Source organism: Pseudomonas helleri (assembly GCF_001043025.1).
Taxonomy (GTDB): domain Bacteria; phylum Pseudomonadota; class Gammaproteobacteria; order Pseudomonadales; family Pseudomonadaceae; genus Aquipseudomonas; species Aquipseudomonas helleri.
The window spans coordinates 211,470-237,725 of sequence record NZ_JYLD01000005.1 but is presented as its reverse complement, the minus strand read 5'-3'; the positions used below and the strand labels follow the sequence as shown (position 1 = coordinate 237,725).

Sequence of the window (26,256 nt, the reverse complement as noted above, 5' to 3'; positions counted from 1 at the left end):
TCAGTTATGGAATCAGCACCACTTTGGTGCTCGCCCCGGCGTTGACTTCAGCGTAGCTGGCCAGCCCTTGCACCAGTGGGGCTTGTTCAAGGTCGCGGGGTGCGGGCAGTAAGCCCTCATCGAAGTACTGGCCAAATTGATTGAGCATGCGTGCGCACTCGGTGCTGCTATATAGCAGGCTGTTGACGCCAATCAGTGAGCCGCCTTTGCGGTACAGCGCCAGCGCCGGGAGTTGCACGTGCCCGTCCAGTGGCGCGGCGATAATGGCCAGCCGACCAAACACCGCCAGCGCTGGCACCGCAGCCGGCAGCCAGTGACCGGTGGTGTCAAAAATCACGTCGGCGCCCCCGGCAAACACCGCATTGACTTCGCCCGCCAATGCTTCGGGTTGTTCAAGCACGATCACTTCATAACCCTGCTCGCGCAGTACACGCGCCTGCTCCGGGCGACGCACGGCAGCCAACACCTGCGCTCCCAGCACTGTTGCCAGGCCCAAGGTGGCCGAGCCCACCGCGCCTTTGGCGCCGATCACCAGTAAACGCGTACCGGCCACTACGCCACTGCGCTGTAAGGCATCCCAGGCCGTGGTGTAGGGCACGCCCATGCTGGCGGCCTGTACAAAGCTCAATGCCTCAGGTTGTTGCGCGACGCCACTGGCGGGCAGGGTCAAATACTCAGCGTGGGAACCGTCACGGTTAAACCCCAGGTCCTTGCCCGTGCCCCAGACCTTCTGCCCTATTAAGGCTTTGGGGCCCTCAACGACGACACCGGCAAAATCGCGCCCCGGAATCCGCGGCAAGGTGGTGTAAGGGAAACGCCCCAGCACGTTCTTTACATCGCTGGGGTTCAAGCCCGCGGCCTTGACCTGCACCAGCACCTGGTCGGCAGTTGGCGTCGGGGTGGGCACGTCGACTACCTGCAAAGCGGCCAGATCACCGGTTTTGGAAAATTGCAGCGCCTTCATGTTCTAGCCTCCAGGTCAGTGAGATAGCCATGAGTCTATGACCGGCAAACGCCGCGCATCGGTCAAACCCTTCTGCCTGTCGGCCAGATTCAAGCGTCTGGCAGGTGGCCCTGCCCATATAAAGACGGCGTAACACCCAGCTCGCGGCGAAACATGTCGCTGAAGCTGCTCGGTGAATACCCCAGCGAACGGGCGATCTGGCTCACCGACACCCCCTGGATCAGCTCCGCCGCCGCCGTGGCCAACTGCACCTGGCGTCGCCATTGCGCAAAGCCCATGCCCAGCTCCGTCTGAAACAACCGCGCCAAAGTACGCACGCTGGCCCCGGCATGGTCGGCATGCTGTTCAAAGGCGATGTCCAGCGTCGGGTTGGCCATTACCGATTGGCACAGATTGAACAGCCGCCGATCCGCAGCGTCAGGCATCGGCACCTTGAGCAGCGTGCGCCGGGCGCGCTGCAACTCGAGCAAGGTCAGATTGAGCAACGCGTCGGTGTAGGCCGGCGGCGCATCAGGCTGATCCACCAGATTGATGATCAACTCTCGCAGCAGCCGCCCGACTTCCAGCACTTGCACATGACTGTCGAGCGTGCGCGCCGTGACTTGGGGCAAATACAGATTGCGCATCTGTAAATCCGACACCACGCGAATCCCGTGGGGCACGCCCGGGGGCAACCAGACCGCACGTTGCGGCGGCACGGCCAAGGCTTCATCCGGGGTATCAACCCACATCACGCCGCTCATGGCATACAACAACTGGCCCCATTCATGCTGATGCGGCTCAATGTACAAACCGCGCGGGTAGGTGCGCGCCAGCTGCTGTACCGGCACGGCGGGGTCAGACAAATCAGGCGGGGCAGCAAGAGCCATAAGCAGTTCACGTCAGAAAAGTAAGTGGGCATGTTACATCAGCGTGTTTGTGCCTAAAGTGTCGGCACCTGACAAAACTGTCATCTGAACATCAGTTGCCTGACAGCCCGCGCAGTCCAGGCTGAGTTATTTCATCAAGAGGTCATCAATGAAGAACCCGTTACGTATTTTTGCGCTCTCTACACTCTTTATTACGTCATTCGCCAACGCTGCTGAACAACTGACCATGGACGTACACCGCGATGCCAACTGCGGTTGCTGCAAGGCCTGGATCTCGCACCTGCAAGCCAATGGCATCAAGGTCAATGACCACGTTGAAGACGACATGAGCCGCGTCAAACAAGAGCTCGGTGTACAACCACGGCTGGCTTCGTGCCACACCGGGGTGATCAACGGTAAATTCGTTGAAGGTCACGTGCCGGCCGAGCAGGTGATTGCCCTGAGCAAGCGTCATGATTTGAAAGGCATTGCGGTTCCGGGCATGCCAATGGGCTCGCCGGGCATGGAAATGGGCGACCGCAAAGACGCTTTCCAGGTGATTGGCTTGCGCAACGACGGCCGTGATGAAGTGGTTGCCGAATACCCTTAACCCCCGCATAAGCCAGCAGGAGCGAGCGCGGTCTTTTGAGCTCTAAAGCTCGCTCCTGCTGTTTGTCTGAAAATTCCTCGTTACCCAATATTCTTGCAATCTCGCCTAGCCCCTTGCGGCATCTCTCCTACACTCATCGCTGTCGTGTATACGACACGCAACGTCGTTTTAAACAAAGCGAACCTTCTACCCCTCTGACAGGTCAACCTGATACAGGGCTGCCTGCTTGGTGCATTCCTTGCAGCACTTTTTTCACCTTCTACGCCTTTGGCCAAGGTGACCTTTATCAATCTGAACGTGGAGGCTGACTGGCCTTAAGGCCGATAGCAGCTCAAATAAGTACAACGGGAGAGAGTCATGATCAGTGCTGCTGCTCCACATCAAGACGAACGGCTAAATCCGCCAGCGGCGTCTTCGATCACGCTCTCCGGGTTGGCACCTGCGGGTAAAGCTGTACCGCCAGTGGTGAATACCAATCCCAATAAAAAGAAAGTCCTGTTCGTGACCTCCGAACTGGCAGACCTGGTCAAAACCGGTGGCCTTGGCGATGTATCAGCCGCCCTGCCCCGGGCCATGCGCCATTTGCACGATGTGCGGGTGTTGATCCCCGGCTATCGGCAAGTGCTGCACAGCGATAACCCGATCCACATCATTGGTGAACTCGGCGGCCATGCCGCGCTGCCACCGTGCAAAATCGGGCGCATGGACCTCGCAGACGGCTTGGTCATTTATGTGCTGATTTGCCCGGAACTGTACGAGCGCGAGGGCACGCCTTACGGCGCCAATAATGGCCGTGACTGGCCCGACAACCACATCCGGTTTGCCCGCCTGGGCCTGGCCGCCGCTGATATCGCCGCCAACCTGGCGCAGATCCACTGGCAGCCCGATTTGGTGCACGCCCACGATTGGCCAGCCGGCCTGGCCCCGGCTTATATGCACTGGCGCGGCCAACGCACGCCCACGCTGTTTACCATTCATAACCTTGCCTACCAGGGTGTATTCAGCCGCGCGTGCTGCCCGGAATTGGGCATTCCACCCCATGCCCTGCAACAGGACGGCATGGAGTTTTACGGCAAGCTGTCGTATCTCAAGGCGGGCATGGCGTATGCCAGCCACATCACCACTGTCAGCGCGACCTATGCCCAGGAAATCACCACCCCGGCCTTTGGCTGCGGGCTGGATGGCTTTTTGGCCAGCAAAACCCAGCAAGGGTTGCTCAGCGGCATCCCTAACGGCATCGATGACACGTGGGAAGCCTCGACCGATCCGCACCTGGTCGCGCCGTTCAGCATCGGTGACTGGGAAGGCCGGGCGGTCAATACCGCTTACGTGCGCGACTTGTTTGGCCTGCAACCGTCTGCCGGGCCTTTGTTCGCCGTGGTGTCGCGGCTGGTCTATCAAAAGGGCCTGGACCTGACTGAAGCAGTGGCCGATTTCATCGTCGCCTCGGGCGGGCAGATCTGCATCATTGGTCGCGGCGAGCCCGAAGAAGAACAAGCCATGCGCGAACTGGGGCTGCGCTTTCCAGGGCAAATCGGCGTGCGCATTGGCTTCAACGAGGCCGATGCCCGGCGCATGTTTGCCGGCAGTGACTTTTTATTGATGCCCTCGCGCTATGAGCCCTGCGGCCTGAGCCAGATGTACGCGCAACGCTTTGGTTCGCTGCCGGTGGCGCGCAATACCGGCGGTTTGGCCGACACCATTGAAAATGGCGTCACCGGCTTTTTATTCGATGAGTCCACCGTCGAAAGCTACACCGAGGCCCTGACCCGCGCCTTCAAGGTCTTCGCCTACCCCGAGCTGATGAACGCCATGCGCTGCCGTGCAATGGCGGCACCGTTCAATTGGTGCAAAGCCGTGGAGCCCTACGCCGAGCTTTATGAGCGCCTGGTGGCGCAGTCCATGGTGCGTACCAGCAAGTTTTAACACCGCAGCAGCCTGATTTGCCCGACGTTCGATAGCCACTCGCCAGCCTTCAAGGGAGCCCGCCAATGAGCGAAGCGCAATTGGAAATACTCGCCGGCCGAGCCGGACTGGCCGTTGACTGGATTGATGCCAACGGCCAACCGCAAAGGGTTACGCAACCGGTGCTGGAAGCCATTCTGGCCGGTTTGGGGCTGCCCGCCGACAGCCCTGAGGCCATTGAAACCAGCTTGCTCAACTTGCAGCTGGAGCAACAAAACAAACGCTTGCCGCCCTTGCTCACCGCTGACGTGGACAAGGCGCTGGACCTGTCGCGGTATTTCCACGCCCACAGCCATTGCACGGTGTACCTGGAAAACGGCGGCTCATTGCCCATCCAGCTGGATGCCGACGCCATGCTGCCGGGCATGATTCCTGTCGGGTATCACCGGGTGCAGGTCGAGGAGCAGCTTTTTACCCTGGCCGTGGCACCGGCCAAATGCTTCAGCATTGCCGATGCCCTGCAACAGACAACGCCCAGAACGTGGGGCTTGAGCGTGCAGCTGTATTCATTGCGCCGCACCGGTGATGGCGGCTTTGGCGATACCCGGGCGCTTGAGGTGCTGCTCCAGGCCGCCGGCGAACGGGGTGCCGACGCACTGGCCATCAGCCCGCTGCATGCCATGTTCAGCAGTGCGCCGAAACACTACAGCCCGTACTCGCCCTCCAGCCGTCTGTTTCTCAACTGCCTGTACGCAACACCGGCGAGCATTCTGGGCGGCGATGCCGTCGACCGGGCGATTGAAGCCACAGGGCTAAAAGACGAACTGGAGCGCCTTGAGCAGTTGCCGCTGATCGACTGGCCTGCGGCGACCCACGCCAAGCAAACGTTGCTGCGCCAACTCTACGAAGACTTCATCAACGAAGACTCGCCACTGCTCAGTGATTTTCAGCGCTTTCGCGACATCGGCGGCGAAGCACTGGAGAACCATTGCCGCTTCGAGGCCTTGCAAGCGGTCAGCGCCGCCGAGCAACGCAGCCTCGACTGGCGCGACTGGCCCGAGCAGTTACGCAACCCGGACAGCCCGGCCCTGCTGCGCTTTGCCGAAGAACACCAGCACCTCATCACCTACTACGCGTTCTGCCAGTGGCTGATCGCGCAAACCCTCGACCGCGCACAAGCCACGGCGCGGGCCAGCGGCATGGCTATCGGTTTGATCGCCGATCTGGCGGTGGGCGCCGACGGTGCGGGGAGCCAGGCCTGGTGCCGTCAGGATGAACTGCTGGCGCAATTGACGGTGGGCGCCCCGCCCGACTTGCTCAACCGCGCAGGGCAAGGCTGGGGTATCTCGGCCTTCTCGCCCGAAGGCCTGAAACGCAGCGGCTTCCGCGCCTTTATCGAAATGCTGCGCGCCAACTTTGCCCATGCCGGTGGTCTGCGCATTGACCATGTACTGGGGCTGCAACGCTTGTGGGTCATCCCGCTGGGCGCCTCGCCCGATCAGGGCGCTTATTTGTATTACCCGGTGGATGACCTGCTGCGTTTGGTCGCCCTGGAGTCGGTGCGCCATCAAGCCATCGTCTTGGGTGAAGACTTGGGTACGGTCCCTGAAGGCCTGCGTGAAAAGCTCAGTGAGCGGGCCATTCTCGGCATGCGCGTGTTGTTGTTCGAGCAGGACTACGGCGCGCACTTCAAGCCCATTCTGGCCTGGCCGGATGACGCCCTCGCCACCACCAGCACCCATGACCTGCCAACGCTCAACGGCTGGCTGCAAGGCCGCGATATTGACTGGAACGAGCGCCTTAATCTGATCGATCCGGTCACCGCCAATGACTGGCGGCGTAACCGCCAGCGTGAATGCGAAGGGCTGGACCGTGCATTGCGCCAGGACCCGCAGAATTTTCAGGAAGAAACCCTGGGCAACGCCCCCACGCTGGACGCGAGTATCCGTTTTCTCGGCCACACCCGCGCACCACTGGTACTGCTGCCCATCGAAGATGCATTAGGCCTGGAAGAACAGGCCAACCTGCCCGGCACCGTCAGCGGCCACCCCAACTGGTGCCGCCGCTTGCCGGCAGATTGCAACACCCTGCTGGACACCCTGGATGCAACGCGGCGCTTCGAGTTACTCGCCTGCGCACGTTTGCAGGCCCATGAACGAGACCGTTAACCCGAGGAGCCATTGCCATGAGTCACGACGATAAGCGTATCCGTGAGTTTGCCTACCAGATCTGGGAGTCCGAAGGCAGGCCTGATGGCCAACATGATCGGCACTGGGAAATGGCCCGCAAGCTGGCCCAGGCCGAAGCATTGGCACCGACTAAACCGGCGCCGAAAGCGGCCAAACCCAAAGCGCCAGCCAAGCCCAAACCCCCTGCCGAGAAAAAGCCGCGGGCGCCACGTAAACCTGCGGGGTCTTGAAGCCATCGGCAGTGAACGCGATGGATTATGCACGGCGTTGAGAAACGCCTGAGTACCGGCAATTATCAAGGAGCGACCATGAGCACGAGCACGTCAGCAGCACCGCAGCCCTCACGCATTCGAGAAGGTCTGCCCTTCCCGCTGGGGGCAACCTGGGATGGACTGGGGGTCAATTTCGCGCTGTTTTCCGCCAACGCCACCAAGGTTGAACTGTGTCTGTTCGACGCTGCGGGTGAAGTCGAACTGGAACGCATCGAACTGCCCGAATACACCGACGAAACCTTCCATGGCTACCTGCCCGATGCACACCCGGGGCAGGTCTACGGCTATCGCGTGTACGGCCCGTACGACCCCGAAAACGGCCACCGTTTCAACCACCATAAATTGCTCATCGACCCCTATGCCAAGCAATTGGTGGGCGAACTCAAATGGTCCGAGGCGCTGTTTGGCTACACCATTGGCCACCCGGATGCCGACCTGAGTTTTGACGAGCGCGACAGCGCCCCTTTTGTGCCCAAGTGCAAAGTCATCGACCCGGCCCACACCTGGGGCCATGACCACCGCATCAGCGTGCCGTGGGAACGCACGATCTTTTACGAAACCCATGTGCGCGGGATCAGCATGCGCCACCCGGCGGTGCCCGAGGCGGTGCGCGGGACCTTTGCCGGGCTGATGGTCGATGAGGTGATCAAGCACATTCGCAACCTGGGCGTGACCAGTGTCGAGCTGCTGCCGATCCACGGCTTCGTCAATGATCAGCACCTGCTGCAAAAAGGCATGACCAACTACTGGGGCTACAACACCCTGAGCTTTTTCGCGCCCGACCCGCGCTACCTGGCCAGCGGCAAAATTGCCGAGTTCAAGGAAATGGTCGCGCACCTGCATGAGGCCGGGCTGGAAGTGATTCTGGACGTGGTTTACAACCACACCGCTGAGGGCAATGAACAAGGCCCGACCCTGTCCATGCGCGGCATCGACAACGCCTCCTATTACCGGCTGATGCCCGATGAAAAGCGCTTCTACATCAACGATTCGGGCACCGGCAACACCCTCGATCTGAGCCACCCGTGCGTCTTGCAGATGGTCACCGACTCGCTGCGCTACTGGGCCGGGGAGATGCACGTCGATGGCTTCCGGTTCGATCTGGCGACCATTCTGGGCCGCTATCACGATGGTTTTGATGAACGCCACAGCTTTCTGGTGGCCTGTCGCCAGGACCCGCTGCTGCGTCAGGTCAAACTGATTGCCGAGCCTTGGGACTGCGGCCCCGGTGGCTATCAGGTCGGCGGCTTCCCGCCCGGCTGGGCTGAGTGGAATGACCGCTTTCGCGACAATGTGCGGGCGTTCTGGAAAGGCGATGAAGGGCAACTGGCCGAGTTTGCCGGGCGCATGACCGCCTCCGCCGACCTTTTCAACCGACGCGGGCGCCGCCCTTATACGTCCGTCAACTTTATTACCGCCCACGACGGCTTCACCCTTAACGATCTGGTGTCGTACAACGACAAGCACAACGAAGCCAACGACGAAAACAACCAGGACGGCAGCAATAACAACCTGTCATGGAACCACGGTGTCGAAGGTCCCACCGACGACCCCGAGATCAACGCGCTGCGCCAGCGTCAGATGCGCAACTTCATGGCCACTTTGTTGCTGGCCCAGGGCACGCCCATGCTGGTGGCCGGTGACGAGTTCGCCCGCACCCAGCACGGCAACAACAATGCGTATTGCCAGGACAGCGAAATCGGCTGGGTCAACTGGGAACTGGACGAGCCCGCCAAAACGCTGCTGTCCTTTGTCAAACGCCTGATCAAGCTGCGCCTGCACTACCCGATCTTGCGCCGCGGGGTGTTCCTGGTGGGTCATAGCAGCGAACAGCCCGGGGTCAAGGACGTCACCTGGCTCACCCCGGCGGGTAATGAGATGACCACCCAAGACTGGGAAGACGCGCAAAACCGTTGCCTGGGCATGCTGCTCGATGGCCGCACACAAATCTCCGGCGTACAGAAATCCGGGGCCGATGCCACCTTGCTGATCATCGTCAATGCGGGCCACGACACCCTGGACTTCAACTTGCCCGAAGTCGACCATGGGAGCAGTTGGGTGTGCAAGCTCGACACCACCGATCCAGAACTCAAAAGCTCGCCCGCCCTGGCATTCAACACGCCCTACAGCGTGACCGGCCGCTCATTGGTGCTGCTGGAACTGCAACACGCCAAGGCGTCTTAAAAACCGTCAGCCACGCCCGTGCCAGACACGTGCGTGGCTAATTACGCAAAGCTTGATAAACATCAGTCACGTCCCCATTCCTTAAGCTATAACCTGTGATTGACATGCGGCATGCCGCCTAAAAGGACAGGAGCGACCATGACCATTGATGTAGTCGGCAACACTCGGGCGCCCATAGCCTCGGTACCCGAGCCTGCCGTGCACCGAATCAAAGTACTGACCGTCAACACCCACAAGGGCTTCACCGCGTTCAACCGCCGCTTCATCCTGCCTGAGCTGCGTGAAGCGGTGCGCAGTACGTCGGCCGACCTGGTGTTTTTGCAAGAAGTGCTCGGTGAGCATGAGAAACATGCCTCGCGCTATGAAGAGTGGCCAAAAACCTCGCAATACGAATTCCTCGCCGACAGCATGTGGACTGATTTTGCCTACGGCCGCAATGCGGTGTACCCGAACGGGCATCACGGCAATGCACTGCTGTCCAAATACCCGATCAAATCGTCGCGCAACCTCGACGTTTCAATCACCGGCCCTGAGCGGCGCGGCTTGCTGCATTGTGTGCTGGACGTACCGGGGCATGAAAACGTGCATGCGATCTGCGTGCATTTGAGCTTGCTCGAAAGCCATCGTCAGCTACAAATCGTATTGCTTCACCAACTGCTCAAGTCCTTGCCGCCCCATGAGCCGGTGATCATTGCCGGAGATTTCAATGACTGGAAGCTGCAAGGCAATGCCGCCCTCGCGCAGCGTGATGACCTGCATGAAGTGTTTGAACGCCATCACGGCCAATTGGCCAAGACCTACCCGGCGCGCTGGCCTTTGTTAAGGCTTGACCGGATCTACCTGCGCAATGCCACCGGGCATGAACCCATCATCTTGGGCAACAAGCCCTGGACGCACCTGTCGGACCATTTGCCGCTGGCGGTTGAAGTGCATTTATAAACCGGGGCCCACCCTCGCGATCTTTTAACAATCAAAAGATCGCGAGGCGAGCTCGCTCCTACAGAGGGCAACGCGAGTTTTTACTCAGCCCGCAGTATCAACACCCCCAACGGCGGCAGGTTCAGGGCCAGTGACACTTCCTGGCCGTGGCTCGGTTGCGGGTCTGTGTTCACACCGCCGCCATTGCCGTAGTTGGACCCGGAATAGACCCCGGCGTCGCTATTGATGATCTCGTGCCAGATCCCGGCCTCGGGCACGCCCACGCGGTAGGCTTCACGGGGTACGGGGGTGAAGTTGGCGACGACCAGTACCGGCTTGCCGGCTTTGCTCCAGCGCAACCACGCGTAGACGCTGTTGGTCGCATCGTCACCAATCAACCATTGAAACCCCTGCGGCACGTCGTCCTGCTCATGCAGTGCCGGCTCTTCGCGGTACAACTGGTTGAGGTCACTGACCAGTTTCTGCACACCCCGGTGTTCAGGGTATTGCAGCAAGTACCAGTCCAGTTGCTGATCATGGTTCCACTCGCGCCACTGGCCGAACTCGCAGCCCATAAACAGCAGCTTTTTGCCCGGATGCGCCCACATAAAGCTCAAGTAAGCCCGCAGGTTGGCGAACTTTTGCCAGCGGTCGCCGGGCATTTTGTCGATCAATGAGTGCTTGCCGTGTACCACTTCGTCGTGGGAAATCGGCAGGATGAAGTGCTCGTGCCAGGCGTACACCAGGCCAAAGCTCAATTCGTTGTGGTGGTGGGCGCGGTACACCGGGTCTTGCTGAATGTAATGCAGCGAGTCATGCATCCAGCCCATGTTCCATTTGTACGAGAAGCCCAGGCCGCCCTGCTCGGTCCCTTGGGTAACGCCGGGCCAGGCCGTTGACTCTTCGGCAATGACCAGCGCGCCGGGGACTTCCAGCGCGACCACGTCGTTGAGGTGGCGCAAAAAGTCGATCGCTTCGAGGTTTTCCCGGCCGCCGTGAATATTCGGCACCCACTCGCCGGCCTTGCGCGAATAGTCGCGGTACAGCATCGAGGCCACCGCATCGACCCGCAAACCGTCAACGTGATAATGCTTGAGCCAGTGCAAGGCCGAAGCCAGCATAAAACCGTGCACTTCAGTGCGGCCCAGGTTGTAGATCAAGGTGTTCCAGTCTTGATGGAAGCCTTCTCGCGGGTCGGCATATTCATACAGCGCGGTGCCGTCAAACTGCGCCAGACCGTGGGTGTCATTGGGGAAGTGCGCGGGCACCCAATCCAGAATCACCCCGATCCCGGCCACGTGGCAGGCATTCACAAAAGCACCGAAGTCTTCTGGCGAGCCGTATCGGGCGCTGGGGGCGAACTGCGACAGCGGCTGATAACCCCACGACCCGCCAAACGGATGTTCCATGATCGGCATCAGTTCGATATGGGTAAAACCCAGCTGCTGCACGTAAGGGATCAAGCGCTCGGCCAACTCGCGCCAGTTGTACTGGCGCGACACATCCCCCACGTCATCGACTTCACACTGCCACGAGCCCACGTGCAGCTCATATATAGACAACGCTGCATCAGTACGCTGATGCTGCGCACGGGCGTGCATCCAGTCAGCGTCCTGCCAGTCAATGTTCAAGGGCGCCGCCACGATGGACGCGGTGAGCGGCGGCAACTGAGTCTGCAGCGCCATGGGATCTGCCTTTAACGGCAGAATCCCTTGCGCCCCCAGTATTTCGTACTTGTACGCTTCACCGGCCAGCAAACGTGGCACAAACAGCTCCCACACCCCGCTCGGATGGCGCAAGCGCATCGGGTGACGGCGTCCGTCCCAGCCGTTGAAATCACCGACCACCGACACCCGCCGCGCATTCGGCGCCCACACGGCGAAACGCACGCCTGGCACACCGTCGACGTGGGTCAACTGCGCCCCCAGGCAATGGCTCAAATCACGATGATTGCCTTCTGCGAACAAATACAGATCCATCTCACCCAGCAGCGGGCCAAAACTGTAGGGATCCTCGCTGATTTGCTGAACATCGCCCCAATCGACCTGCAACAGATACGCCTGCGCCTGCGCAAAATGCCCCACAAACAAGCCTGGGGTTTGAGCCTGCTCAAGACTGCCCAGCAGCGCTTGCCCCTCGCGCACCAGCACCTGAACACTCACCGCTCCAGGCAGAAACGCCCGAATTAACTGACCGCCTTTGCCATCCGCATGCGGGCCCAAGACTGAAAACGGGTCCGGATGCTCGGCCCGGACCAGTGCCTGAATGTCCGCAATCTCGGGTAACAGCGCGTCCTTACCCCCACCTGCCTGCCCACTCGAACTCATGCTGCTCTCCGTACGCTAAAGGTTTCGCATGACGCTGCATGCCGCTGAACCATCCCCTGAGCTGTACCTACAACTCGCAGTCAGTTCCTAGCCTAGTCGTGGTTGGCGTATCTGTATCGCCCGGCGCTCGACCTGCGTTGGATAACACCTTGCGCCAGCGGTGTCATGGCAAAACACTTGCAACTCTTATACCCATACTGCGTGCAGGGTTACGAGCGCAACGCCAGGGTTAAAGTTCAAACCATTGGGCGGAGCCTGAAGCCCGTGCCGTTGATAGGGGCTTCAGTGCACGTGATCATGATCAGTTCGTCTGACAAGCGCCATGCCCGTACACGTCATGCAAATCGGGACCTGACCCAGCTGCGGTAGAGTGTCACAGCCTGCCAAAAAACCTCTCTGATCTGCTTTTTAATCAGCCAGCTGAGCCTGTTATGCAAACAGTTTGCGAGGGATAGTGCCTTTGCCTGATGGAGGCTGATGAGCGAAAGACCATGAGCAGACACATTCCCGTGCACAGACTTGACCCTGTTGCAGCGTCGCCTGACCGCGCTGCATCGAGAAAAAACAAGCCTGCCGACGCACAGATCCACACCCGCAGTTTTACCGGGCTGTTCCGTTCGATTCGGATCGCGGGCAGCGGCTTTTTGTTTTTGCTGTTTTTCGGCACGGTCTGGTTGCATTGGGATGGCCGTCAGGCGGTACTTTGGGACTTGTCCGAGAGCAAGTTCCATATTTTCGGCGCGACGTTCTGGCCGCAGGATTTCATCTTGCTGTCGGCGCTGTTGATCATCGCGGCCTTTGGCCTGTTTGCGATCACGGTGTTTGCAGGTCGGGTGTGGTGCGGCTACACCTGCCCGCAAAGCATCTGGACTTGGCTGTTTATGTGGTGTGAAAAAATCACAGAAGGCGACCGAAACCAACGCATCAAATTGCAGGCCGCGCCCTGGCGCATCAACAAGATTGCCCGGCGCACGGCCAAGCACGCGCTGTGGCTGGCGATCAGTGTGATGACCGCGCTGACCTTCGTCGGCTATTTCACCCCCATCCGGCCGCTGGCCGCCGAGTTGCTGACCCTGGAAATAGCCGGCATCAGTTTGTTCTGGGTGGTGTTTTTTAGCGGTGCCACCTACCTCAGCGCCGGCTGGTTGCGTGAAGCGGTGTGCATGCACATGTGCCCATATGCACGCTTTCAGAGCGTGATGTTTGACAAAGACACCCTGGCGATTGCCTATGACGCCAGCCGTGGCGAGAGCCGAGGCCCGCGCAAACGTGGAGTTGAACAGGCGCAAGCCGGGCTCGGCGATTGCATTGATTGCACGATGTGCGTGCAAGTGTGCCCGACCGGGATCGATATCCGCGACGGCTTGCAGATGGAATGCATTGGCTGCGCCGCCTGTGTCGATGCCTGTGATTCGGTGATGGACAAAATGGGCTATGCCCGTGGTCTGGTGCGTTACACCTCTGAACATGAATTGCAGGGCGGCAAAACCCACCTGCTGCGGCCCCGGCTGATTGGCTACGCTGCGGTGCTGGTGATCATGATCGGCGCGCTGATCATTGCCTTGAACCAGCGTTCGATGGTGTCACTGGATGTCATCAAGGACCGCGGTTTGTTCCGCGAGAACAGCCTGGGCCAGATCGAGAACATTTACAGCCTCAAGATCATTAACAAAACCCAGCAGCCACAGCACTACCGGGTGGCGCTGCAACAGGGCGACGACTTCCAGTTAAACGGCAAGACCGAGCTAACCCTGGCCCCTGGCGAAATTGCTGAAGTGCCCGTGTCCGTCGCGTTACTGGCCGAACGACCGAAAAGCAGCTCCCAGACCCTTGAGTTTGTGGTCACCGACACCGCAGACCCCGGTGTGCGCAGCGTGGCTCAAAGCCGGTTTGTTGCACCGATAAATCGTTAAATCACACATTCTCCTGTGGGAGCGGGCTTGCTCGCGATAGCATCGACCGGTCATTCCGGCATACCGCGTCGTTAACATCGCGAGCAAGCCCGCTCCCACAGGATTAGCTGAGCTTTAGTTCATGAAACGCTACGAAAAATTTGCTGACGATATTGCTGAACTGATCCGCGCAGGCGTGCTCGGCCCCGGCCAGCGCGTGCCCTCGGTGCGCTATGCCAGCCAGACCTACGGCGTGAGCCCGTCTACGGTATTCCAGGCCTATTACCTGCTCGAACGCCGTGGACTGATTCGCGCCAAGCCGCGCTCGGGGTATTTCGTCAACACTCACGCGCCCAGCCCGTTTTCCGAGCCGGAAGTCAGCAGCCACCCCACCGAGTCCACCCAGGTCGATGTGAGTGATTTGGTGTTCTCGGTGCTGGACTCCATCAAAGACCCGAACACCGTACCGTTCGGCTCAGCCTTCCCCAGCCCGATGCTGTTTCCGCTGCAACGTCTGGCCCGCTCCATGGCCACCGCCAGCCGCGAAATGGACCCGCGCATGGTGGTCACCGACATGTCGCCGGGCAACCCGCAGTTACGTCGCCAGATCGCTCTGCGTTATATGGTCGGCGGCCTGATGCTGCCCATGGAGGAGTTGCTGATCACCAACGGTGCGCTGGAAGCCTTGAACCTGTGCCTGCAAGCAGTGACCGAACCCGGCGACCTGGTGGCCATTGAAGCCCCGGCCTTTTACGCCTGCCTGCAAGTGCTGGAGCGGCTCAATCTCAAAGCCGTGGAAATCCCTGTGCACCCGCGTGACGGCATGGACCTCGACGCACTGGCCCATACCCTCGAACGGCACTCCATCAAGGCCGTGTGGAGCATGACCAGTTTTCAAAACCCGATTGGCGCGACCATGCCCGAAGCCAAAAAGCAGGCGCTGGTCGAGCTGTTGCGTGAGCATCAGGTGCCGCTGATTGAAGACGATGTGTACGCCGAGCTGTACTTCGGCCAGCACGCGCCGAAACCGGCCAAAGCCTTTGATACCGAAGGGCTGGTGATGCATTGCGGCTCGTTCGCGAAAAGCCTGGCGCCGGGTTATCGGGTTGGCTGGGTCGCCGCCGGGCGGTTTGCGCAGAAGGTCGAACGGCTTAAATTGATGACCTCACTGTGCCCGTCGATGCCCGCCCAGGCGGCGATTGCCGATTACTTGCAGCACGGCGGCTACGACCGCCACCTGCGGCGCCTGCGCGATGCTCTGGAAGACCAGCAAAGCGCGATGCTGGCGGCGATTGCGCGGTATTTCCCGGCGCAGACCCGGGTCAGCAAACCGGCGGGCGGGTACTTTTTGTGGCTTGAGCTGCCTGAACAGATGGACTCGCTCAAACTGTTCCAGATGGCCCTGGCCCAAGGCATCAGCATTGCGCCGGGGCCGATCTTCTCGGCGACCCAGCGCTTTAGAAACTGCATCCGCTTGAACTACGGCAGCCCGTGGGATGAAACCACTGAAAAGGCCATGGAAACCCTGGGCAAGATCGTTCGTTCTTTTTAAAGCCCCCTTAAAACCAACTGTGGGAGCGGGCTTGCTCGCGATTAGAACAACGCGTTTCAATCTTCAAGCGCGTCGATTCTATCGCGAGCAAGCCCGCTCCCACAGCGTTCCGCACCCGCGCGGGGGGGTGTTAGCCCGGCATGCAGTTGAAGTCGGCGGTGTGGGCCACTTCTTTGCCGCTTGCGTCCACTAGGGTGGCGCTTACGTGAGTGCCAAGGCTCGACTCAACCAGCTTGTAGCGCTCGCCCGCCTTGAAGTTCTGGTAGTTGACATTGCCTTGGCAATCCACCTCGTTTTCATCACCGGTGGCGCCTTCATATAAGGTCACGTCCAGCTTGTGGGCGCCCGGGGTGACTTCAAAGTAACGGCCATCATTGATGTTCTTGCCGTCTACGCGCTCGGCCATCAGGTCGCTGTTACCTTCTTCCTGCAGACCAATCCAGGCTTCACCCGGATCTTGCTTTGGCATGGGGCCGGCACACGCTGTCAGCAGCAGGGCCAGGCTCAGGGTCGGGATAAGCAGCAGTGGTTTAAGGTTCATTACGGTATGCCTCACACAGGGAACCAAAGAGTGCGACTGGCCGAGAGTCAACCCGTCGAGTGGTTCCAAGCTTGGCCCCGTAAACCGCTCTAGCCCAATGAATCTAGGTGAAGGGAGTTTAAGGACTTTACTAACGCAACCTTCATGTTGGTGAAAGCTGAAAGTTAAGGTGTGACGGTAAGACTGCCCGTGTTTGCAATTTTCACTCCTTCGGAGGTTCAGGCATGCTCGGGCTGGTAAAGACCGCACTGCACAAGCCCTACACGTTTATCGTGTTGGCGATTTTTATCTGCATCATCGGGCCTCTCGCGGCTTTGCGCACCCCGACGGATGTGTTCCCTGACATCGGTATCCCCGTGGTTGCCGTGGTGTGGCAATACACAGGGCTGGCGCCTGCCGACATGGCAGGTCGAGTTATTTACACCTACGAACGCTCATTGAGTACCACCGTTAACGATATCGAACACATCGAGTCTCAATCTTTACCCGGCATGGGCATTGTGAAGATCTTCTTCCAGCCGGGCGTCGATATCCGCACGGCCAACGCGCAAGTGACCGCCGTGTCACAAACCGTGCTCAAGCAGATGCCGCCAGGCATTACCCCGCCGCTGATTCTTAACTACAGCGCCTCGACGGTGCCGATCCTGCAACTGGCGTTTTCCAGCCCGACGCTCTCGGAAGCGAAAATTCGCGACCTGGTGCAGAACAACATTCGCTTGCCCCTGAGCGCCCTGCCCGGCCTGGCCATGCCAACGCCCATGGGCGGCAAGCAGCGCCAAATCACCCTTGACCTCGACCCGCAGGCCCTTGCCGCCAAAGGCCTGTCGGCGCAAGACGTGGGCAATGCGCTGGCCGCGCAGAACCAGATCATTCCGGTGGGCACGGCCAAGCTCGGCACTTACGAATACACCGTGATGCTGAACAACAGCCCCACGGCGATTGATGAGCTCAACGACTTGCCCATCAAGACCGTTGACGGTGCGTTGATCACCATTGGCCAAGTGGCCCACGTGCGGGATGGTTCGCCGCCGCAAACCAACATCGTGCGGGTTGACGGCCATCGCGCCGTGCTCATGCCCGCGCTGAAGAACGGCAATATCTCGACCCTGTCGATTGTCGACGGGATTCGCGGGATGCTGCCGCGCATCAATGAAACCTTGCCACCTTCGCTGAAAACTTCCTTGCTGGGCGACGCTTCGGTGTTCGTTAAACAGTCAGTGGGCAGCGTGGCGCAGGAAGGGATCATTGCCGCCCTGCTCACCAGCGCCATGATTCTGCTGTTCCTCGGCAGCTGGCGCTCGACCCTGATCATTGCCGTGTCGATCCCCTTGGCCGTGCTCTCGGCGATTGCCCTGCTGGCCGCCACCGGGCAAACCCTGAACGTGATGACGCTCGGAGGGCTGGCACTGGCGGTGGGGATATTGGTCGACGATGCGACGGTGACCATCGAGAACATCAACTGGCACCTTGAGCAAGGCAAGACGGTGCGCAAGGCGATTCTCGATGGCGCCAAACAGATCGTTGGCCCGGCGTTTGTCTCACTGCTGTGTATCTGCATCGTGTTTGTGCCGATGTTCATGTTGCAGGGCATTGCCGGCTACCTGTTCCGCCCCATGGCACTCTCGGTGATTTTTGCGATGGGCAGCTCGTTCATCCTGTCGCGGACCCTGGTGCCGACCCTGGCGATGTTTTTGCTCAAGCCACACAACCCTGAGCAAGGCCCCGGGCATCACCCGGAAGACGGCTACATCAACCATCACGAGGGTGATCAGCCGCCCCCAAAACATTCGGCGCCAGTGCGTGCGCTGCTGAATTTCCAGCAAGGTTTTGAACGGCGCTTCTCGGCTGTGCGCGATGCGTACTACGGCGTGCTGGAACTGGCGCTGGCCAATCGCAAACGCTTTTTGCTCGGTTTCATGGCCTGTGTGCTGGCGTCCTTTGTCTTGCTCCCGACCCTGGGCCAGGACTTCTTCCCGGCAACCGATGCCGGCGCGCTGGCCTTGCACGTGCGCTTGCCATTGGGGACGCGGATCGAAGAAAGCGCCGCGGCGTTTGACCATATCGAATCGCGCATTCGCGAGATCATCCCGGCTGATCAACTGGACACCATCATCGATAACATCGGCATCCCGTTGAGCGGTATCGACATGGCGTACAGCAGCAGCGGCACCATTGGCCCGCAGGATGGCGATATCCAGGTCACCCTCAAAGCCAATCACGGCCCGACCGCCGAGTATGTCAAACGCTTGCGCGAAGCCTTGCCCGAGAGTTTCCCCGGCAGCCAGTTCGCCTTCATGCCCGCCGACATCAGCAGCCAGATCCTCAACTTCGGTGCTCCGGCGCCGCTGGACGTGAAGATTTCCGGGCGTGACGACGCGGCCAACCGGGCCTACGCCCTGGAACTGCAACGGCGCCTGCAACATGTACCGGGCATTGCCGACCTGCGCATCCAGCAGTCCGTGGGTTACCCGTCACTGCAAGTCAAGGTCGACCGTCTGCGGGCCAATGGCCTGGGCATCACCGAACGCGACGTGACCAACAGCATGGTGGCCTCGCTGGCCGGCAGCTCGCAGGTGGCCCCGACGTTCTGGCTCAACCCGCAAAACGGTGTGTCTTATGGCGTGGTGGCCGCCACGCCGCAGTATCGTCTGGACAGCTTGCCTACCCTGGAAGCCTTGCCGGTGACGGGCAGCAATGGCCAGTCAGCGATCCTCGGCGGGCTGGCAACCATTAGCCGCGTAGACAGCCCGGCGGTGGTCACGCACTACAACATCCAGCCCACCCTGGACCTGTATGCCAACATTCAGGGCCGCGATCTGGGCTCGGTGGCAGCGGATGTGCAAAAGGTCATCGACGGTGCGTCGGACCTGCGCCCCAAAGGCGCGATCATCTCGCTGCACGGCCAGATCGACGCGCTGCATGAGGCGTTCAGCGGCCTGAGTTTTGGTCTGCTGGGTGCGGTGGTGCTGATCTACCTGCTGATCGTGGTCAACTTCCAGTCCTGGCTAGACCCGTTTGTGATCATTACCGCCCTGCCCGCCGCCCTGGCCGGGATCGTGTGGATGCTGTTCCTCAGCGGCACCTCGCTGTCAGTCCCGGCCTTGACCGGCGCAATCTTGTGCATGGGCGTGGCCACCGCCAACTCGATCCTGGTGGTGAGCTTCTGTCGAGAGCGCCTGGCCGTTCACGGCGATGCCCTCAAGGCTGCACTTGAAGCGGGCTACACCCGTTTCCGCCCGGTGTGCATGACCGCCCTGGCGATGATGATCGGGATGCTGCCGCTGGCCATCTCGGAAGAACAGAACGCCCCGCTCGGACGCGCCGTGATTGGTGGTCTGATGCTGGCAACCGTCGCCACCCTGCTGTTCGTGCCCGTGGTATTCAGCCTGGTGCACGGCCGTGAAAAAAATCGCGCTGCTGCTGGAGAAACTACCCATGTCGTCTGATCAAAAACCTTCGCGCAAGCGCCTGATGCTGCTGGGCATCGGCGGCCTGACACTGGCCGCGCTGCTGGTCGCCAATGGCCTCGCCGCGCGCAGCCGGCATGAGCAGGCGGTGGTCGGTTGGACCGAAGCCGCCGCCCTGCCCGTGGTCAACGTGTTCCAACCTTTGCAAAACGCCCACGGCGACACCCTGCGCCTGCCCGCGCACCTGGAAGCCTGGAGCAAGGCGCCGATACATGCCCGTGTGAACGGTTACCTGAAAAGCTGGACCAGCGACATCGGCAGCAAGGTCAAGGCCGGTCAGGTATTGGCGGTGATTGACAGCCCCGATCTTGACCAGCAACTGGCACAGGCTCACGCACATATGCTGCAAGAGCAGTCCAACGCCAAGCTCGCCGCGACCACCGCGACGCGCTGGCAAAACCTGGTGGACAGCCATTCGGTGTCGCGTCAGGAAGCCGACGAGAAACTGTCCAACGCCGCAGCGGCGAAAGCCAACGCGCAGGCCGCCGAAGCGGACTATGCGCGGTTGTCTTCACTGGAAGACTACAAGACCATCCGCGCGCCCTTCGCCGGGACCATCACCGCGCGCAACACCGACATTGGCCAACTGGTGAAGGCTGACACCGACAGCGACCCGGAACTGTTCGACATCGCCGACACCCATCAACTGCGCCTGTACGTGCCGGTGCCGCAAAACTATGCCAGCGTGATTCGCCCCAACATGCAGGTGCAACTCAATGTGCCTGAGCATCCGGGGCAAACCTTCAGCGCCACGCTGGTGGGCAACTCGACCTCGATTGACCGACGTTCCGGCACCCTGACCGCACAGTTTGTGGTGCAAAACCCCAACGACGCCCTGCTGCCCGGCGACTACGCCGAAGCAGCCCTGTCGATTCCGGCAGACACCCATGGCGTGAGCATTCCGGCCAGTGCGTTGATCTTCCGCGCCCAGGGCACCCAGGTGGCCGTGCTGGACACCGCGCAACACGTGCACTTGCAGGACATTCATATCGGCATGGACCTGGGCGACAAACTGGTGATCGACCAGGGTCTGAAACCCACTGACACCGTCATCGATAACCCGCCTGATTCTTTGCGTGACGGCGACTCGGTCAAACTTGCCGATGCGGGAGCCCCTCATGTCGCCAAAACTTAAACGCAGCGCCTTGCTCCTGGCACTCGCGCTGCAAGGTTGCTCATTGGCCCCGACGTACAAACCGCCGGTGCTGGACCTGCCGCAGCACTACCGCGAACAGACCAGCGATGGTCCGTGGCACAGTGCGCAACCGGGCGACAGCGTGTCGCCACAGTGGTGGCGCGCCTATCAGGATGAGCGCTTGAACGACCTGCAACAGCGCCTGCTCAACGCCAACCCGGACCTCGCTGCGGCCCTCGCGCACTTCGATTCGGCGCAAGCGTATGCCAGCCAGTTGCATGCCGGGTTGTTCCCGCAAATCACCGCCAGCGAGCAAACCTTGCGCCAGCGCCAATCGGACAATAGACCGTTGCGCGGCAGCACCCAGCCATCGGTGTACAACAGCAACACCGCGGGCTTTGCGCTGAGCTTCGATCTGGACCTGTGGGGCAAAATCCGTAACCAGGTCGCCGCCGGTGACGCGCAGGTTCAGGCCTCGGCCGATGACCTGGCGGTGGCCCGCTTGAGCTTGCAGAAGCAACTGACCGGCCTTTACGTTCAACTCGATGGCCTGGATGCGCAAAGCCGCATCCTGTCCAAGTCGCTGGACGATTACCGCCAGGCCCTGGACCTGACCAAGGCACGCTATCAAGGGCAAATTGCCTCGGAGATGGACCTGACCCGCGCACAGAACCAATTGGCTCAGGCCGAAGCGCAACTGGACGATGTGCGCGGTCAACGCAACCTCACCGAGCACGCCATTGGCGAACTGGTGGGCGTGCCCGCCAGCCAGTTCCAACTGGCCGCGCGCAGCGACACCTTAAACCTGCCGCAGCCACCGCAAGCCCTGCCCAGCACCCTGCTGCAACGGCGCCCCGATATCGCCGCAGCTGAGCGTCGGGTATTTGCCGCCAACGCGCAAATCGGCGTGGCCAAGGCCGCCTGGTACCCCGACTTCAGCCTGACCGGCCTGTTTGGCGGGCAGACTCAGGGCTACGGCAACCTGTTGGCGGCGAGCAACCACTTTTGGGCGCTGGGCCCGCTGGTCAGCTTGCCGATCTTTGACGGCGGCAGGCTCGACGCCCAAGAGCGTCAGGCCAAGGCCGAGTTCGAAGAAGCCTCTGCCCACTACCGCAGCCAAGTATTGCGCGCTGTACGCGAAGTCGAAGACAACCTGGCGCAATTGCGTGACCTGCAACAGGAAAACCTCGACGAACAAGCCGCAGCCAATGCGGCGCAACACACCCAGACCCTGGCCACCAACAGCTATGAAGCGGGCGCCGTGAGCTATCTGGATGTAGTGACCGCGCAAACCGCTGCCTTGCAGGCCGAACGCCAGGTACAAGCCCTGCGCACCCGGCAGTTGCAAGCCAGTGTCGGGTTATTGACCGCGTTGGGGGGGGGGTGGGAGGGGCAGCAGTAACGTATCACCTGTCTGCGTCGGGCCTGGTTTTTTACGCTTGGCTCGGCGCAGGCCCGTATGAAGACTCAGATGTCCCGGTAAATACCTGCAGCTTCCATTTCGCGGATTTTGGCGTAGTCGCTTTCAATTTGGCCAAGGTCTGGATGAACCAGATAAACCGTACCGGGCTGGCTAAAAACATCGTTGGTGATACCGATGTGTTGTCCATCCGCCAGATAGAAAACCACTTCAAAAAATGAATCCAGACGGGTCAATTCAGCGAGGAACGCTGTCTGTCGGAAAACACCGTCTTCAGTGTTTATGAGGCAGACATTGTAAGTGTATTTGAGCAACTTATAGTCCGCACCAGAAGCCAACAATTGCTCGAACTCTTTGGGGTGCGCAATAGAGAGCGCGACGGCATTAATTTGCCCCAGCCCAGTCGTTTCAGTGCAAACCTTGGACCGAAGAATCCCATCCGTACGGGCCGCAATTTCGACCAACACCGGGCCTGTTTCTGTGTACATGACCTCAGCATGACTCGGTCCATTTTTTATTCCCAGGCTTTTAACCACCTGCCGGGTATAACGCACCAATTCGGCATATACCTCAGCACTGGAATCAATTAATTGATCGATGTCATACACAATTCTGCCCGACGCTAATAGGCGTTTTTGGTATTTGACAACCTCCGTCACTAATGACCGCCCGCCTAAAGACACCATATTGACCACATACTCAGTGCCCAGCAAATACTCTTGCAGCAACACCTGCCTGTTCTCGATATTGAGCCGATTTCGTGTTCCTAGCACCTCTTTGAATGCACGCTCGCACGCTGCGAGATCAGGACATATATAAACTCCATCAGCCCCTGCGCTTTGGAGCGGTTTCACAACAATTGGAAATTTTTTTTGCGTTTTAATCCACTCGCATCCTGCAGCCCAATTATCAACTGCGCACTGTGCGGCAGCTGACAAACCCGCCTGAGTAATGCTGTCGATCATGTCATATTTATTTCTTCGCGCATAAGAACTGGCAGCATCATTGGCATAGCTCAACCCGAGACGTTCATTCAATAGATCGGTCAGCAGCACGCCGCTCTCTGAACCCGCAATGATGACATCAACCTCAAACGGCTCCAGCTCAAATAATGTAGATTCAATATTGAGATGCGTCATTGATTTCTGATAAATACTGACATCAAATCCCACGTAGTAATAATCATCCATCACGGGATTGGACGCCAGATGCCACAAGAGGCAGCCGTGTTCGTGCAATTTTTTCGCCAAGAACTTACCCGAGGAAAACCCGTCAACTATTATAACATTGATCATTTCAAGTCCCACCGTTTTTTCTGACGCTTGCAAGTGATAGCAGCAACAGCAACGCCACGATCACACCGACCGCTACAACACTCGCCATGGAGAATGCAACACGCGAATCCATATATTGTAGCCATAGCGTAAATACTGGCAGTGTCAGCAATACAAAAGACACATGCAGCGCGCTGAGATGAAAAATTGATTGTTGAATCAAGTAAATCGGCAACACATGACCAAGGACAACCAACACCAACATCGGTGCTATCCACTCATTTGCGATTCTGAACGAAACAGTGTCTGTAAAAATAAGCGCACTGCACATCGTAACTATCAAAAAATTTCTGACCGCTAATATTTGCTCGACCTTCCAGTGGCGCGCAAATAATTTTTTAGAAGAAATGGTATACAGCACAGTCCCCAGCGCACATAACACCACACTGGTAATGCCGACAATTCGCTGTTCAAACGTCGTAGAGGAAATACCACTTTCCCCGACAAAAGATTGAAAGAGCATAATTACAACGGACAGCAACACGAGGCATGCGATCACTGCTTCGATCGGTGTCGTTTTACTGTCCGATTTTATAAACCTGGAAATAACTAAGGTTATTGCCGGGCCACAGGCGACCGATGCGACCCCTACGACCGCAGGTTCCAAATAGCGCAAGGCATAAAAAAGCCCTCCCCAGTTAAGGACAACGGCTACATTCACCCACACAACCAACAGACCTGCTTGCTTCACATTAGAAAACAATGACACTCGGTCTTTCCAGAGGCTATACCCGAGAAACAGCAACGAAGACGAAACAAAACAATAAAAAATGACCACAAGGGTATTTAGCGTCTGAATGACAAAAGCCACATAAACATCAAAGGCAGCACTGATAAAACAAAATAACAACCCTAACAAAACGCCCGTGCTTTTGATATGCATATAATTGACCTACGCGACGATAGTAGACCCCAGGCACCCATTGCCATCAAGTGCGGAACACGCCAAACCCCAATACCTGCACCTTCTCGTCAGACAGTTGTATTTTCATCAGCGTTTTAACCGTAATACCGGTCTTGTTGTAAACGTGAACTGCTCCCTTTTTTTCAACCTTTTCAACTGCGCAAACCACATCAACGACTTCAGCGCCACGTTGCCTGATCGATTCAATAAGGGAGATAACAGCTCCGCCAGTGCTGAGGGTGTCATCCACAATCACAACCCGATCACCGGGATTAATACCATTGAGGTACAACGTGCCCTCAAAATATTCAGATGTAATATTAACCACCGCTTGGTTCACACTGTCCAGACTGTAGGTATACCAACGCGCCATGGCCATTGGAATACCGGTCAGCAGCGATACTGCTGTAGCCAAAGGTGCACCTTTGTCTTCTTCCGTGACAATTTTATCTGCAGTCAAATCCATGGACTTGACAACCTCATAAGCTACTTCATAAAGTACCTCAGGTCGCAAGGCCGGTAGTTGATCGGTGAATTCATTAACCGTAATCAAAGTCGATCCGGCACTCACAACTTTAGCGTTCTCGTAAACATCTTTAAGCAGTCTCATTGTGCCTCCGGATAGTCAGGATAATTACCTTCCCATCGACTTTTGTACTTCCAGGCGCTGTCAAAAAACAAAGTGATAATATTTTTATCCTTCACCACACGAGCGATTTCTTCGCACACCAACACATTTGCTCCGCAGGTGGGACCAATCCCGAAATCGTAGTCGGCAATAAACGTTTTCATTCGACCCCACGCTGCATGCCCCTCAACGACCCTTACATCGTCGATCAACTCAGATACGGTATTTACCGACAGCATCCCGGCCCCCAACCCCATAAGATTGTGAGGCTGATGCACAAACACCTCGCCGCGTCGGGAGGCATACAAAGGCGCTGACTTATCGACCTCAACACCGACTGTCTTAATATTTTTATATTCCCGCTTCAACCTGTCGGCTATGCCACTAAACGTTCCGCCTGTCCCGATAGAACAGATAAAAAAATCTGGCACTACCTGTTGCTTCTGCAAATCACAGACTATTTCCAGACCACAGGCATGCCATGCACTTTTATTGAGTAAAGTATTGGATTGATCCAGAAAACAAACTTCGCCAACCCGATGGCTCTGCCTATATTTCTCTGCTGCTATAGCCGCGCCCATCAGGAACGTTTCTTTCGGTGTTTCAATAATTTGCGCGCCAAAAGAGAGGATCTGCCGTTTACGTTCATCAGTCATGCCTTCTGGCATAAAAACAACCACCTTATAGCCTTTTTCCCTGCCTACCCATGCAAGGGCTGCCCCGCCATTACCGGTAGAACAATCAATAAGTGTCATGCCTTTTTTGATGACGCCCTGCTGCTCCATGGTGTTAATGATATACAGATAGGTTCTATCTTTATGGCTGCCCGAAGGATTCATGTATTCACACTTTGAAAAAAGACGATTGCCATTCTGTAGCAATCCAGACACTTCCACCAAAGGCGTATTCCCAATATCAGCCAACTTCATTGCCATTTCCTTTCTGGTTCGAAACCGAGGCAAACGACTTACAAAACAGACGCTAACCCCACCCAGCACAACTCAACAAATAAAATATAATTGAAAATTCCTACACAGGACTACACCTGAAGCTTTCAGCCACTCCTAACTCATTGTTTTCATAACTTCATCAGGCGCCACTGACGCGCATTCAAACAATATTCAGCAACAACTTGAATTATTATCAGCGCTATTAAGCAACCCACG

19 protein-coding genes are annotated in these 26,256 nt (G+C 58.4%); 11 read left to right on the top strand and 8 right to left on the bottom strand.

Going from position 1 to position 26,256, the window contains the following annotated elements:
• Positions 1–4: 4 nt before the first annotated feature.
• Complete coding sequence (locus tag TU84_RS10405) at positions 5–964, bottom strand: quinone oxidoreductase family protein (RefSeq protein WP_048368969.1); 960 nt, start codon at positions 962–964, stop codon at positions 5–7.
• A gap of 89 nt (positions 965–1,053) precedes the next feature.
• Positions 1,054–1,833: an AraC family transcriptional regulator gene (locus TU84_RS10400; protein ID WP_048368968.1), complete on the bottom strand. Its 780-nt coding sequence runs from the start codon at positions 1,831–1,833 to the stop codon at positions 1,054–1,056.
• Between the two features lie 148 nt (positions 1,834–1,981).
• Here TU84_RS10400 and TU84_RS10395 point away from each other — a divergent pair, with 148 nt between their 5' ends.
• From TU84_RS10395 to TU84_RS10370, 6 genes are all read left to right on the top strand, one after another.
• A complete protein-coding gene (locus TU84_RS10395; protein WP_048368967.1) occupies positions 1,982–2,422 on the top strand; it encodes a DUF411 domain-containing protein in 441 nt (146 codons plus the stop codon).
• Positions 2,423–2,779: 357 nt separating this feature from the next.
• On the top strand, positions 2,780–4,348 hold the full coding sequence (glgA, locus tag TU84_RS10390) for a glycogen synthase GlgA (protein WP_048368966.1): 1,569 nt from the start codon (positions 2,780–2,782) through the stop codon (positions 4,346–4,348).
• A gap of 65 nt (positions 4,349–4,413) precedes the next feature.
• On the top strand, positions 4,414–6,495 hold the full coding sequence (gene malQ, locus TU84_RS10385; protein WP_048368965.1) for a 4-alpha-glucanotransferase: 2,082 nt from the start codon (positions 4,414–4,416) through the stop codon (positions 6,493–6,495).
• A gap of 17 nt (positions 6,496–6,512) precedes the next feature.
• Positions 6,513–6,746: a DUF2934 domain-containing protein gene (locus tag TU84_RS10380; RefSeq protein ID WP_048368964.1), complete on the top strand. Its 234-nt coding sequence runs from the start codon at positions 6,513–6,515 to the stop codon at positions 6,744–6,746.
• Between the two features lie 78 nt (positions 6,747–6,824).
• Positions 6,825–8,972 carry a glycogen debranching protein GlgX gene (glgX, locus tag TU84_RS10375; protein WP_048368963.1) on the top strand — a complete coding sequence of 716 codons (2,148 nt, stop codon included), beginning with the start codon at positions 6,825–6,827 and terminating at the stop codon, positions 8,970–8,972.
• 138 nt (positions 8,973–9,110) lie between these two features.
• Positions 9,111–9,911, top strand: coding sequence for an endonuclease/exonuclease/phosphatase family protein (locus TU84_RS10370; protein WP_048368962.1), 801 nt, complete (start codon positions 9,111–9,113; stop codon positions 9,909–9,911).
• An 80-nt stretch (positions 9,912–9,991) separates the two neighbouring features.
• Here TU84_RS10370 and glgB read toward each other — a convergent pair whose 3' ends face one another.
• Positions 9,992–12,217: a 1,4-alpha-glucan branching protein GlgB gene (glgB, locus tag TU84_RS10365; protein ID WP_048368961.1), complete on the bottom strand. Its 2,226-nt coding sequence runs from the start codon at positions 12,215–12,217 to the stop codon at positions 9,992–9,994.
• Between the two features lie 491 nt (positions 12,218–12,708).
• On the opposite strand from glgB, the gene ccoG reads away from it, so the two are divergent.
• Positions 12,709–14,130: a cytochrome c oxidase accessory protein CcoG gene (ccoG, locus tag TU84_RS10360; protein ID WP_048368960.1), complete on the top strand. Its 1,422-nt coding sequence runs from the start codon at positions 12,709–12,711 to the stop codon at positions 14,128–14,130.
• Between the two features lie 121 nt (positions 14,131–14,251).
• Positions 14,252–15,661, top strand: coding sequence for a GntR family transcriptional regulator MpaR (gene mapR / locus TU84_RS10355; protein WP_048368959.1), 1,410 nt, complete (start codon positions 14,252–14,254; stop codon positions 15,659–15,661).
• Positions 15,662–15,791: 130 nt separating this feature from the next.
• On the opposite strand, the gene TU84_RS10350 is transcribed toward mapR, so the two are convergent.
• A complete protein-coding gene (locus TU84_RS10350; RefSeq protein WP_048368958.1) occupies positions 15,792–16,202 on the bottom strand; it encodes a PA0061/PA0062 family lipoprotein in 411 nt (136 codons plus the stop codon).
• A gap of 224 nt (positions 16,203–16,426) precedes the next feature.
• On the opposite strand from TU84_RS10350, the gene TU84_RS10345 reads away from it, so the two are divergent.
• The 3 genes from TU84_RS10345 to TU84_RS10335 are packed head-to-tail and all read left to right on the top strand — an operon-like array spanning position 16,427 to position 22,206.
• Positions 16,427–19,648, top strand: coding sequence for an efflux RND transporter permease subunit (locus TU84_RS10345; protein ID WP_048368957.1), 3,222 nt, complete (start codon positions 16,427–16,429; stop codon positions 19,646–19,648).
• A complete protein-coding gene (locus TU84_RS10340) occupies positions 19,638–20,804 on the top strand; it encodes an efflux RND transporter periplasmic adaptor subunit (RefSeq protein WP_048368956.1) in 1,167 nt (388 codons plus the stop codon). The genes TU84_RS10345 and TU84_RS10340 overlap by 11 nt, the downstream gene beginning before the upstream one ends.
• Positions 20,788–22,206 carry an efflux transporter outer membrane subunit gene (locus TU84_RS10335; RefSeq protein WP_048368955.1) on the top strand — a complete coding sequence of 473 codons (1,419 nt, stop codon included), beginning with the start codon at positions 20,788–20,790 and terminating at the stop codon, positions 22,204–22,206. The genes TU84_RS10340 and TU84_RS10335 overlap by 17 nt, the downstream gene beginning before the upstream one ends.
• 65 nt (positions 22,207–22,271) lie before the next feature.
• Here TU84_RS10335 and TU84_RS10330 read toward each other — a convergent pair whose 3' ends face one another.
• Genes TU84_RS10330 through TU84_RS10315 form a run of 4 tightly spaced genes read right to left on the bottom strand, consistent with a single transcriptional unit; the run spans position 22,272 to position 26,019 of the window.
• Positions 22,272–23,519: an ATP-grasp domain-containing protein gene (locus tag TU84_RS10330; RefSeq protein ID WP_048368954.1), complete on the bottom strand. Its 1,248-nt coding sequence runs from the start codon at positions 23,517–23,519 to the stop codon at positions 22,272–22,274.
• Between the two features lies 1 nt (position 23,520).
• Positions 23,521–24,441, bottom strand: a complete 921-nt coding sequence (locus TU84_RS10325) for an EamA family transporter (protein WP_048368953.1) — start codon at positions 24,439–24,441, stop codon at positions 23,521–23,523.
• A 46-nt stretch (positions 24,442–24,487) separates the two neighbouring features.
• Complete coding sequence (locus tag TU84_RS10320) at positions 24,488–25,072, bottom strand: adenine phosphoribosyltransferase (RefSeq protein ID WP_048368952.1); 585 nt, start codon at positions 25,070–25,072, stop codon at positions 24,488–24,490.
• Positions 25,069–26,019 carry a cysteine synthase family protein gene (locus tag TU84_RS10315; RefSeq protein WP_048368951.1) on the bottom strand — a complete coding sequence of 317 codons (951 nt, stop codon included), beginning with the start codon at positions 26,017–26,019 and terminating at the stop codon, positions 25,069–25,071. The genes TU84_RS10320 and TU84_RS10315 overlap by 4 nt, the downstream gene beginning before the upstream one ends.
• Between the last annotated feature and the right edge of the window lie 237 nt (positions 26,020–26,256).

Bases quoted from the DNA above. Each gene is read 5' to 3' on its own strand.
- TU84_RS10405 (WP_048368969.1), bottom strand. From the start codon at position 964: ATGAAGGCGCTGCAATTTTCCAAAACCGGTGATCTGGCCGCTTTGCAG.
- TU84_RS10400 (WP_048368968.1), bottom strand. From the start codon at position 1,833: ATGGCTCTTGCTGCCCCGCCTGATTTGTCTGACCCCGCCGTGCCGGTA.
- TU84_RS10395 (WP_048368967.1), top strand. From the start codon at position 1,982: ATGAAGAACCCGTTACGTATTTTTGCGCTCTCTACACTCTTTATTACG.
- glgA (WP_048368966.1), top strand. From the start codon at position 2,780: ATGATCAGTGCTGCTGCTCCACATCAAGACGAACGGCTAAATCCGCCA.
- malQ (WP_048368965.1), top strand. From the start codon at position 4,414: ATGAGCGAAGCGCAATTGGAAATACTCGCCGGCCGAGCCGGACTGGCC.
- TU84_RS10380 (WP_048368964.1), top strand. From the start codon at position 6,513: ATGAGTCACGACGATAAGCGTATCCGTGAGTTTGCCTACCAGATCTGG.
- glgX (WP_048368963.1), top strand. From the start codon at position 6,825: ATGAGCACGAGCACGTCAGCAGCACCGCAGCCCTCACGCATTCGAGAA.
- TU84_RS10370 (WP_048368962.1), top strand. From the start codon at position 9,111: ATGACCATTGATGTAGTCGGCAACACTCGGGCGCCCATAGCCTCGGTA.
- glgB (WP_048368961.1), bottom strand. From the start codon at position 12,217: ATGAGTTCGAGTGGGCAGGCAGGTGGGGGTAAGGACGCGCTGTTACCC.
- ccoG (WP_048368960.1), top strand. From the start codon at position 12,709: ATGAGCAGACACATTCCCGTGCACAGACTTGACCCTGTTGCAGCGTCG.
- mapR (WP_048368959.1), top strand. From the start codon at position 14,252: ATGAAACGCTACGAAAAATTTGCTGACGATATTGCTGAACTGATCCGC.
- TU84_RS10350 (WP_048368958.1), bottom strand. From the start codon at position 16,202: ATGAACCTTAAACCACTGCTGCTTATCCCGACCCTGAGCCTGGCCCTG.
- TU84_RS10345 (WP_048368957.1), top strand. From the start codon at position 16,427: ATGCTCGGGCTGGTAAAGACCGCACTGCACAAGCCCTACACGTTTATC.
- TU84_RS10340 (WP_048368956.1), top strand. From the start codon at position 19,638: ATGTCGTCTGATCAAAAACCTTCGCGCAAGCGCCTGATGCTGCTGGGC.
- TU84_RS10335 (WP_048368955.1), top strand. From the start codon at position 20,788: ATGTCGCCAAAACTTAAACGCAGCGCCTTGCTCCTGGCACTCGCGCTG.
- TU84_RS10330 (WP_048368954.1), bottom strand. From the start codon at position 23,519: ATGATCAATGTTATAATAGTTGACGGGTTTTCCTCGGGTAAGTTCTTG.
- TU84_RS10325 (WP_048368953.1), bottom strand. From the start codon at position 24,441: ATGCATATCAAAAGCACGGGCGTTTTGTTAGGGTTGTTATTTTGTTTT.
- TU84_RS10320 (WP_048368952.1), bottom strand. From the start codon at position 25,072: ATGAGACTGCTTAAAGATGTTTACGAGAACGCTAAAGTTGTGAGTGCC.
- TU84_RS10315 (WP_048368951.1), bottom strand. From the start codon at position 26,019: ATGAAGTTGGCTGATATTGGGAATACGCCTTTGGTGGAAGTGTCTGGA.